An 11,134-nucleotide genomic window follows, 5' to 3' on the forward strand; every position below is an offset into this window, starting at 1 on the left:
GGCTCCTCTGACTGGACTCGAACCAGTGACATACGGATTAACAGTCCGCCGTTCTACCGACTGAACTACAGAGGAATTGTCTGAACGGGGCGAATAATAGCGGGGTATGAGGAACATGTCAAAGGGGAAACAGTAAATTTGGATTGTTTGCTTACAGTTTGCGCAACTTATTGAGAATTTTGACTTTTAGCTCAATCCTTGCGCAAAAAGCGGCCGATTGTTTAACGAAAGAGCGAGCAACGTATTGTTACGCTGCTCGCCAACAAGTCTACTGGGGTGTATCAGCCAGAACAAACATGCCATAGGGATGGATTTGCAGATAATAACTGTCACCGGGGGCGGGTTGCAGTTGTGTGGCATTTACTTGCAATAGCAAAGATTGACCTTGCCAATCCACCAGTACCTCATATTGCGGCCCCATATAAGCCACTTTATTAATAGTACACCGCTGGCTTGGCTCACCTTGCTGACTTAGCGTGATAGCCTCTGGTCGTACACCCACGGTGGACTGTTGCCGTTGGGCGGCAAATCCCTGTGGTTTAGGGATGTGATAACCGAAGATTTCAACGCTACTGCTGTGAATAGTGGCTGGAAAGACGTTAGCGTCGCCCATGAAACTGGCCATAAAATGCGAGGCGGGGTGGCGATACAGTTCTTGTGGCGCACCAATTTGCATTATTTTACCTTTATTCATCACCAGCACGGTATCAGACACGGCAAAGGCTTCACTTTGGTCGTGGGTAACATACAGCGAGGTAATAGTAAACTGCTGTTGCAATTCTCGAATTTTATCACGCATGCTGCGGCGCAAATTAGCATCCAGATTACTGAGCGGTTCATCAAAAAGCAGCACTTTAGGTTTGAGGATTAGTGCCCTGGCCAGCGCAACACGTTGTTGCTGCCCACCGGATATTTGATCCACGAAGCGATCGGCAAAGCCGTCTAAATCTACTAACGCTAAGGCTTCTTGTACACGACCTCGAATCTCATCTTTCGGCCGGCCCAGCATTTTCAGACCATAGCCAATGTTTTCGCCCAGTGACATGTGCGGGAACAAGGCATAGGACTGGAATACCATGCAGATATCCCGCTGCTGGATAGATCGGTCAGTCACATCTTCACCATCGATAAAGATTTGTCCGCCGGACGGTTTTTCTAGCCCGGCAACCAGCCGTAATACCGTGGTTTTACCACAACCCGATGGCCCCAGCAGGGTGACCATTTCCCCTTTAGGGATAGCCAGATTGAGACTGTCAATCACGATATTGCTACCAAAACGCTTGGTGACGTGTTTTAGCTCGACGAAATGTTTCTTATCGCGAGTGACTGTCTTTTGCTCTGACAGATTTTTTTGAGTAGATACTGTATTTATAGTAGACATAGCATTCAGCCTTATCAGTACGTCATTATTCAGCATTACTGGCTTTCGAGCGGGCAGTACGCGCTTCGCCAACCAGATAATCAAACAGGAAGATGATGGCGAGCATGACCACAATCAGAATCGAACCATAAGCGATGGCAATACCGTATTCGCCATCTTCTACCCGGTTAAGGATGTAAGAGGTGGCGACCCGTGTATCAGGTGTTACCAGGAAGACGATGGCACTGACGGTAGTCATGGCGCGCACAAAACTGTAAATCAGCGCCGATAGAATCGCCGGGCGTAGCAACGGCAGTAGAATATAAATCACAGTACGCAGCGAACCCGCCCGCAGACTAAGTGATGCCTCATCCAATGATTTATCCAGTTGTCCCAGCCCGGCAATCCCCGCGCGTATCCCTACCGGCACATTACGCATCACCATAGAGATAATAACGATGGCGGCAGTACCGGTCAGGTACACCGGGGCACTGTTAAAGGCCAGAATATAGGACACCCCCGCGACCGTACCCGGTACCGCGAAGCACAACATGGTGCTGAATTCGATGGTTTTTTTACCACGGAACTGTTGGCGCACCACGATATAGGCAATCAGCAGACCAAAGGCGGCGGTGATAGGGGCAGCAATACCCGCATAGAGCAGCGTATCGAGCAGAGAAGGCCATGCGCCGTCACTGAAACCTTGACCAAATAGCTGATTAAAGTTATTCAGCGTCAGGGTGTAATCGACCCCCCAGTTGACGGTGAAACTGCCGTAGAAAATGCTGCCATACAGTAAGACGTTAAAGGCAATCCACACATACAGCATGGCGGTGGTGCCCCACACCAGTGATACCGGTAATGGTTGGACATCGCCCCGAGAAGACTTACCAGAAATGGTGACGTAAGAGCGTTTACCTATCCACATATACTGAATGCAGAAGATAAACAGTGAAAACATCAGTAAGATAACCCCCAGCGTGGAGGCGGCTGGATAGTCAAGTTGTGCACCCGTGATATAGAAGTAGATTTGGGTAGCCAGCACGTCAAAGTTACCACCCAACACTAATGGGTTACTGAAATCAGCCAGTGATTGCACAATAACGATTAGGAATGAGTTGGCCAGCGCCGGTTTTAGCAAGGGTAAAAACACCTGCATAAAGGTCTGCCAACGGCTGGCCCGCAAGGTATAAGAGGCTTCCTCCAGCGACGGGTGGATAGTTTTGATTGCGCCATCGAGGATCATAAATGACATCGGCGTAAAGGCTAAAACTTGTGCCAGCCAGATGCCGGTGAAGCCATATAACCAGTTAGTATTGGTCAGTCCGAACCAAGTGACCATCAACTCTGTCACATAGCCGGAGCGGCCCATCATCAAGGTTACACCCAGCCCGACGACAAAGGGTGGGGTAACAATAGGCAGAATTGAGAAGATGCGCCCCAGCAAAGCGGAGCGTTTGGCAATACGCGTGGTATAGATAGCCAGCACCATACCGAAAAAGGTACAACCTATGCCAACCGCCACCGACAGCAGGAACGAATTCCAGATAACTTGCAGGATATGCGCTTGACCGAGGATTGCCATAAACTGCCACGGTGCAAAAGCGCCACTCTCATCGGTAAAGATCGGGATAAAAATGGCAATACTGGGGAACAGAATAAAAACGGTGATCAGGGCAATGATAGTCACCAGTGATCCGAGTACAAAACGGTCACCACCCAGCCATTCAAGGCGCGCCAGCGCCAGAGTAATGATTGCCCCCAGAGCGATAAACAGCCCGATAGTGGCAAATCCTAACCCGCGCCCGAGCCAGGCTGAGCTTACCACCACCAGCAGTGCGCAGAATAAGGCATAGCCTGCATCAAACAGATGGCGGTAGCGATGTTCGCGACCAACGGGTGACAATGGCCTGAAAAGCAGCAGTAACGGCAGGCCAAACCACAGCGTACTGATATTAAGGCCAGACCAACCATAAGAGGCCAGTAGCTCCGAACGACTGGCCTCAAGCAGGCCGTAATCCAGGCTAAACGTGGGCAATAGGGCAAAAGCAGCCACGGCGAAAGCCAGCCAATAGAAAATGGCATCCCGTGTCTGCGGGAGCCGCAGAGCATGTGCATGTGTCATGGTGTTCCCCAGATACCCTTTGTCCCTGGCGTTACAGCAATGTTCGCTTACCTTGCGAACCGGCATGAATGCTATTCAAACCGGTCCCCGACCGATCTGTTATTCACTTGCTGTAACGCCAATGACTCGGTTATAGAAATAAATTATTTATATGAGTCGGAGTCCTTTGTGGGCTTTTATTGGCCCATCTTGACGTCGTTGACCCACTTGGTGATCAGCTTCTTGCGCATTTCTGTGGCACCATAAGTGTCCATGTCGTAGTTAATCAGCTTCAGATCATCCAACTTGAGCGAGTTAGGTGAGGTTGCCGCCGTGGTATTGGTCAGAATCTGGTAGGACTGGCCCTTCTGCCATGCCAGTTCTTGTGCCTCTTTTGACAACACCCAATCAACAAATAACTTGGCATTATCCAGATTACGAGCACCCTTTAGGATACTGACTCCGCCGATTTCATAGCCGGAACCCTCACATGGCGAGATCAATTTCAACGGTGCGCCTTTCTCTTTTTCCAGTGAGTAGTCGTGCAGGAAGCCAATACCAATTGTGGTTTCGCCACGGGCAGCATTCCGGGCCGGGGCAATACCGGATTTGGTGTATTGCGACACGTTGGCATTCAGTTTTTTCAGGTAATCGAAGGCGGCATCTTCACCCCATAATTGTGAAAAAGTTGCCAACGCGGTGTAGGCGGTACCGGAGCTTTGCGGATCAGCAATTTGAATTTCACCTTTGTAAACTGGGTTGGTCAGGTCTTTCCAACATTTTGGCTCTGGCAGACCTTTTTCTTTCAAGCGGTCGGTATTCACGCCCATGCCTAAAATGCCGATGTAAACCGCTGAAGAGTAGTTACCTTTGCGTTTGGCCGGATCACGGAACTGCGGCATGATTTGCGCCAGATTAGGTGACTGGTAAGGATAGAGCAGGTCCATTTCACCCGCTTGAGATTGTGGATCCAGAGTACCGCCATACCAAACATCGGCCTGCGGGTTCTTTTTCTCAGCATCCACTTTGGCCAGCGTGCTGCCGGAACCATTACGAATAAAGCTGGTTTTTACATCGTATTTTGCCCCAAAGGCTTTGGCTTCTTCTTCACACATCGCATTGGTGGCACTGCAATAAATCACCAGACGGCCTTCGGCTTTGGCGACAGTAGTCAAGGCGCTCAGGGTGAGGCCGGCGGCAATCAGAACTGAGAGTGGTGCGAGTTTCATAACATTATCCTTTTATCCCTTTTTGTCGCCGATACGGGGTGACAGGTCGGGCTGATGTTGTAGGGGCGAGATCGTGCTGACTTCACGTAACGTACTGTTTTATTTTCTTTTTTAGGTACTACTCACCTGCGCTCCATTGCGGGCTAAAGATTATCTTTATCTTGTGGGGCGAATCTCTTTTGCGCGGGTTCCAACCCCGACAAATTCATACCGGTCATTAATAGCGGCATTAATAGCAACCCAACTCCGGCTGATGCCAGCGTCAGTAAGGCAAAAAAACCTTGCCAGCCATAATGTTGCAATACTTGCGCCAGTGGCCATCCCGCGAGTGCTGCACCGAGGTAGGCAAATAATCCGAGAAATCCCGTGACCGTACCGGCGGCGTCTTTATGGGTATATTCCGTTGCCGCCAATCCAATCAGCATTTGCGGCCCGAAAACAAAAAAACCGATACTGAAAAACGTCACTGACAGCAGCGGATAGTTATGTACCGGTGCCAACCACAGCGCGGTCATAGTCAGAAATAACCCCAGCGCGAATAACAAAATCATCGGTGCCCGCTGACCACGAAATAACAGATCTGATCCCCAGCCAGCAAACAGCGCGCCAAATAATCCACCTAACTCAAATAGCGATAACGTGGCATTGGCACTGAGCAAATTGACTCCATGGCTCTCCGCCAGCCAGATATTGCCCCAGTCGTTGAGAGCAATGCGGATCAAATAGACCAGCACATAAGAGACCCCCAGCAACCAGATGGTGCGATTACCTAAAATGGCATCACGTAAAATACGCCCCATCGGCATCGGCGGGCTTTGTTGCTCCTGCCATTGATCCTGTGGATCGCGCCGCCATTGGCCGATAGTCGGCAAACCTTGCTGTTGCGGCTTATCGCACAACTGCCAGCACAGCCAAATCCCTAATACGATGCCTATCGCACCCGGTACCAGTAGTGCGGCTTGCCAGCCATAGTGCGAGGCCAGAAAGGCAGACAGCAGAGGCACTGCTGCCCCCCCGATGCTGATAGAGGTATTCCAGCATCCCCACCAGCTACCGCGTTCACTGCGTGAATACCATGTGCTGAGCAATTTGGCGCATGGCGGCCAGCCCCATCCTTGAAAGAAGCCATTCAAGGTCCACACAATTAACAGTGCGGGTAGGGTGTGGCATAGGGTGAACACCACATTCAGCACCCCGGTCATCATCAGGCCGATACCCATAATCCAGCGGGCTTGAGTCCGGTCGCTGACGATACCGGAGACAAATTTAGAACCGCCGTAAGCCAGGTAAAACAGGGTGCCGAGTAAGCCGATATCCCCTTTGTCCAACCCCAGTTCCAGTTGCATCACTGGCATCGCGTAATTGACACTTTTACGCGTTAAATAAAAAGCGGCGTAACCCATCACCATGGCGGCCATCAGGCGCGGCCGCCAATAGCGATAACGCGCATTCACCTGTTCCGGCGTCAAAGGCTCGGGGGGTAAAGTCTTCGACGACGTGTGCGATGCAGGCATGGATTCCTCCAGTAAGTGAGTTGAGTGTAGGGAAGGTGAAAGTGAAAGAGATGAGACAAGGTTTTAGGCGGCTAGGAATAATGCTTATTTATGAAGACTTTTGATTCAATTTTGTGGGCAGGTTCACAGTGTCATTACTGCGGACGTGAGTGGGTAGATTGACCACCACCCGGGTACCTAACCGGCGTTGCAGTAACCAGTCTCCCCCCAGTGCGCGCACCCGTTCTTCAATGCCACGCAGGCCAAAACCACCTCCTGGCGGTTGCACCGGAATACCCATGCCATCATCGCGCACGTCCAGCGTGATGATATTGTTACCGATGCGCAGGCTGACATGAATATTGCGAGCCTTGGCATGCTTATTAATATTGTTCAATAACTCCTGCACCAGTCGATACAGGGTGAATATCACCGCATCTTCACCAGGGTCGGGTGGCAGCGCATAATCCAGTTGGAAGTTGATACCTTGCTCGGCAAAAGCAAATTCTTCAGCCAGATGGTGCAGTGCTTGATCCAGCGGCATTTCATCCAGAACTGGCGGACGTAACTGGCGTAACAGTTGGCGCGTGGTTTGATGAATACGTTGCGACAGGGTACTTATCTGATTTGCTGCAGATTGCGCTGCCGCAGAGGGGGCGCTGCGGTTGACTAACATCGCCTGGATTTGAATTGCGGTGATATTCTGGCCAATTTCATCATGCAATTCGCGTGCGATCTCTTTGCGCACATCCTCCTCGGTATGCACCAACCGTTCCATCAGCTTACGGCGGGTTTGCAGTTCTTGTTCTAACTGATTGCGGTAACGGTGCAGATGTTGGGTCAGTTGCTGTTGGCGGCTGATGGCGATACCTAATGTCATTCCCAGTAAGGCCTGGGTCGAGAGGAACAGCTCCAGTTCCGACAGGTCATGAAAAGCGCCACTGGCCTGACGGGTGACTGTTATCATCAGGCTGCCTAATACCGCAGCCAATACCCCCCCTTGCCAACCGAATTTGTAAGCCATAAACACATTGGGCAGAAAAACAAAAATCAGCAACAGGCGCTCCATATTCGGCGTAATAGCAACCTGTATACACACGCCAATGGCAAAAATAAGCGAGCACCAAATCAGTAGCGAGGTACGCAGCGGCGGATCGGGCATCTGTTGGGAAAACAGGTTACGGATGTGCTGCTGCTTTAAATATTCATAGATAAGATAGGTAAAGGGGACTAGCAAAATACCGCCGGTAAAGGTGGCAAGTAGGGTCTGCGTTAACGATAAAGGCAGCCAAAAACCCAGTACGAAGCCGTGCAGTAAGCTGTTGCCCGTCACCGCAGTGAGTAAAAGTAACAGCCGTTGCCAATAAAGGGTGTAGTGATGCCAGAAACGTTGACTCAGCCAGGCGGGCAATAAACTCAGCGCCGATGAAAGCACAATTAAGGCAGTAACTTGCAACTTTTCGCTATACAACCACCACAACATCCCAGATTCGGCCAGCAGCAGTACCGGCCAATAACGGCGGGGTAGCAGAATCATTAAGGCCAGCCGTAGCCCTTGCGGCAGCAGTAAAACGGCGTGTAAGCCGTCATTACTGAGATAAAAACTGATGGTCCACAGGGCGAGCCAACTCAGAGAGTAGAAGATGGTCAGAAACAGCGATAGCCCCACCGACCGTAGCTGTAACATACTTAATTACCTGCCAACAACTGATGCTGTAGGGCAAAATGCACCAGTTCGACAGTGGTTTCACAGTTGAGTTTGCCCAGAATATTGGCTCGATGGACGTGGACGGTTTTGTGGCTGAGTGACAATTGCTCGGCAATGGATTTAACACTGATTCCATTGATTAACAATTGGAAAACCTCTTTCTCGCGTGGCGTTAATATTGCCAGTTGTGGCGGATGTTGTGGTATATAACGCAGTGCTCGCAGTGCGTCAGCACACAGATAGAGGCCGCCGCCATTGACCGTCCGCAGCGCCTGAACCAATTCATCCGGGCCACAGCGTTTAGTCAGATAGCCGCTGGCACCCGCATCCATCGCACTTTGCACAAAGGCGGTGGTGTCATAAATACTCAGAATAATTGCGCGAAAATGAGGCATGGTTTGACGCAGACGTTTGAGCAGACTTAGCCCGCTTTCATCCGGCATCGAAATATCCATAACGGTAACATGCACATCGATATTCGGTAGTTCGGCCCACGCCTGCGCTGCCGAACCATATTCACCAATAATGCGAATATCTTTTTCCAGCGAGAGCAGTTGGGCAAACCCAGAGCGGACGACAATATGGTCATCTATCAATGCAACATTAATCATGATTTTTCTGTATTACGGAACCTAGCCTGCATGATGCTCATCAATCTTTGTTGTAGCAATAATTGTTATCAAAAATGTTAGAGGCTTAACAGATGCAGGAAAAATCTGATTATTAACTAGGCAATTATTATCTGAGAAATGAAGCGCTCCACGTGATTGACGGTGGAACGCCTTTGCTGTCGAGTGGGGAGCTGTGCCAACTACGCTGATTTTTTACTGCGATAAATCCGCTGTGGCCTACCCACCTTACCATAAATAATTTCTGCCTGTAGGGCCTGATTAGTGGCACAGAACTCCAGATAACGGCGTGCCGTGGTACGGCTTAATCCCAGAACCTGGGCGACAGTTTCTGCGGTGTACTCCGCCATGTTATCACTGAATAGGGTTTGGATTTTGTCCAATGTCATCTGGTCTATGCCTAATGGTAGCGTCACTTTCTGTTCACCACGGGCATAGGTATTATACATTTCATCGATCTGGCGCTGATTAACCTTGGTACCATCTTGTAATACCTGATGGCGGTGGCTGTAACGGGCTAATGACTGCTCCAACCGCTCATAGGCTACCGGTTTAATCAGGTAATCAAAAACCCCATAACGGATTGCTTCAGATACCGTCTCACTATCGCTGGCCGCAGTGACGAAAATAATGCCACCAGAGAAACCCTGTAAGGTCATCTCACGCAGTAATTCCAGGCCACTACCATCGGGCAGATAGTTATCCAGCAAAATTAAATCAGGCTTGAAACGCATCACCATGCTGCGGGCTTGTTGCAAATTACCCGCGAGCCAAACTTCGTGGCAATAGCTGCTTTGTTTGATAAATTCTGCATGCATCTCTGCCAGCGGTGTTTCGTCTTCTACCACTAAAATATTAAGCCATTCCATGGGATCTCCTCATCTTTGAGATCAACGCGTCTTCGGAATAAAGACCGTAAATAAGGTGCCGCGCGGCGGATTTTCTTCTATCGTAATGGTGCCGCCACTTTGCTGAACATAGGTGGCTACCAGGTACAGGCCGATCCCGTGTTCGTCTGAATTTTTAGAGCTGATACCGCGTTCGAATAAGCTATCTTGCAGTTGCGGATCGATACCGCAACCGTGGTCGGCAACCTCCAAAATCAAGTTATCCCCTTCATCAGAAAGGTAAATTTCAACCTGTTTATCGCATTCCGGGTTCTTCAAGCTAGCCTCAAAAGCGTTATCCAGTAAATTCCCCATGATAGCAGCCAATTCGTTCTCCCCGATGGTGGGCGGCAGTATGCCCAACTGGCAACCGGGAATAAAGTTCAAGCTCAGCCCTAACTCTTTGGCCCGGTGGTATTTACCGAAGAGTAAAGCGGCAATTTGCCGGTTACTGAACGCGGTGCGTAACATATCAATCAGAGCCTGATGGGATGAAGACTCGGTTTTTACCATCTCAAGTGCCCGATCAAACTCTTTCATCTGCAATAACCCACTGATGGTTGACATCCAGTTCAAGTGTTCATGGCGCACCGTGCGTAGATTCTCGACATATTGCTTAATCTGGCTCAGTTGGACGCTAAGAGTATGAATATCATCCTGGCTACGAAAGCTCACCACCCAGCCTTGAAACACCCCCTCTTCAGACCAAATACCCGCCCGATTGGCGATAGTATTCAAGCCATTAAAGGTACATAGCTCATCCTGACGGTTATCACCGGTTTGATCGAGGAAGAAATGGTCAGGTGAGACCACTTCACTGACGTTGCAACCTATTAACTGTTGTGGTGTGGCGGAGATGTGCAGCATTTTACGCGCATTTTGATTGATTGCAGTGATCCTTCCCTCAGGATCAACCGCCAGCAGCCCTTCAAATACGGCACCAAACAAGGCTTCTTGTTGGCGTAATACTCGCGCTATCTCTTTCGGCTCCATTCCCATCATTTGGCGGCGGATGTGGTGTGCAAACAGCCATGACAGCAATAGCAATACAATCAGCACCATGATAAACGAGTGAGTGAGTGGCAGCAGATAAATGAGTCGCCAGTGGTCAATCTTGCTGATGAGGTAGCCCAGAGAAACGACCCCGATGATTTGTCCGTGTTCGTCGCGGATCGGGGTTTTAGCCCGCATCGCTTCCCCCATCGAGCCTTTACCGAAAATGATATAACTTTCACCTCGTTCCAGCGCACCGGGTTTCGTCCATTGCATCGGATAACCAATCATTTGCGGATTAGGGTGATACAGACGAATCGACTGAGTATCGCCAATCACCAGATAATCAAGATCTGAGGTATCACCTAACCGCCCCACAATTTGTGCTAACTGAGCTTTATCGCGGCGTTTTACTGCATCCACCACCGAATCCATCGCGGCGATAATCTTGGCCTGATTCATCGCGGTTTTACTGACCTGATCCAGTAAATATTGTTCAAAACTGTGGCTCAGAAAACGATCAAGTGTACCAACCAAAATGATCGAGACGGTTAATAGCAGCAAAAATATACGCAGTGGGAAGGCAATATTCTTCAAGCGACTCCATTTCAGACCGTGCCATTTTAATTTGCGTAATGGGGAAGAACCTGAAGAGGAACTGGGCATGCTACTCACCTTAATTAACATATGGACCATTAGCACAGGCATTAACATAAGTGAATTTAAGCAAT

The 11,134-nt window shown here is 49.8% G+C and carries 8 protein-coding genes and 1 tRNA gene; all 9 read right to left on the bottom strand.

Annotated elements, in window-relative coordinates:
• Nucleotides 1-2: 2 nt before the first annotated feature.
• Nucleotides 3-75 (bottom strand) — tRNA-Asn (locus tag V1952_RS16050).
• Between the two features lie 193 nt (nucleotides 76-268).
• Nucleotides 269-1,381 carry a ferric ABC transporter ATP-binding protein gene (gene fbpC, locus V1952_RS16055; RefSeq protein ID WP_420072053.1) on the bottom strand — a complete coding sequence of 371 codons (1,113 nt, stop codon included), beginning with the start codon at nucleotides 1,379-1,381 and terminating at the stop codon, nucleotides 269-271.
• A 25-nt stretch (nucleotides 1,382-1,406) separates the two neighbouring features.
• The gene (locus V1952_RS16060) at nucleotides 1,407-3,485 is read right to left on the bottom strand and encodes an ABC transporter permease (protein WP_372558558.1); all 2,079 of its coding nucleotides are present in this window, start codon (nucleotides 3,483-3,485) and stop codon (nucleotides 1,407-1,409) included.
• A gap of 176 nt (nucleotides 3,486-3,661) precedes the next feature.
• Nucleotides 3,662-4,693 carry an ABC transporter substrate-binding protein gene (locus V1952_RS16065; RefSeq protein WP_372558559.1) on the bottom strand — a complete coding sequence of 344 codons (1,032 nt, stop codon included), beginning with the start codon at nucleotides 4,691-4,693 and terminating at the stop codon, nucleotides 3,662-3,664.
• 143 nt (nucleotides 4,694-4,836) lie between these two features.
• The gene (gene uhpC / locus V1952_RS16070) at nucleotides 4,837-6,207 is read right to left on the bottom strand and encodes an MFS transporter family glucose-6-phosphate receptor UhpC (RefSeq protein ID WP_420072055.1); all 1,371 of its coding nucleotides are present in this window, start codon (nucleotides 6,205-6,207) and stop codon (nucleotides 4,837-4,839) included.
• Nucleotides 6,208-6,295: 88 nt separating this feature from the next.
• The gene (locus V1952_RS16075) at nucleotides 6,296-7,873 is read right to left on the bottom strand and encodes an MASE1 domain-containing sensor histidine kinase (protein ID WP_372558561.1); all 1,578 of its coding nucleotides are present in this window, start codon (nucleotides 7,871-7,873) and stop codon (nucleotides 6,296-6,298) included.
• 2 nt (nucleotides 7,874-7,875) lie between these two features.
• Nucleotides 7,876-8,505 carry a response regulator gene (locus V1952_RS16080; RefSeq protein WP_083159218.1) on the bottom strand — a complete coding sequence of 210 codons (630 nt, stop codon included), beginning with the start codon at nucleotides 8,503-8,505 and terminating at the stop codon, nucleotides 7,876-7,878.
• Between the two features lie 200 nt (nucleotides 8,506-8,705).
• Nucleotides 8,706-9,392: a two-component response regulator DpiA gene (dpiA, locus tag V1952_RS16085; protein ID WP_420075110.1), complete on the bottom strand. Its 687-nt coding sequence runs from the start codon at nucleotides 9,390-9,392 to the stop codon at nucleotides 8,706-8,708.
• Nucleotides 9,393-9,413: 21 nt separating this feature from the next.
• Nucleotides 9,414-11,090 carry a sensor histidine kinase DpiB gene (gene dpiB / locus V1952_RS16090; protein WP_372558563.1) on the bottom strand — a complete coding sequence of 559 codons (1,677 nt, stop codon included), beginning with the start codon at nucleotides 11,088-11,090 and terminating at the stop codon, nucleotides 9,414-9,416.
• Nucleotides 11,091-11,134 lie beyond the last annotated feature (44 nt).

Source organism: Yersinia sp. 2542 StPb PI (genome assembly GCF_048593855.1).
Lineage (GTDB): Bacteria > Pseudomonadota > Gammaproteobacteria > Enterobacterales > Enterobacteriaceae > Yersinia > Yersinia enterocolitica_E.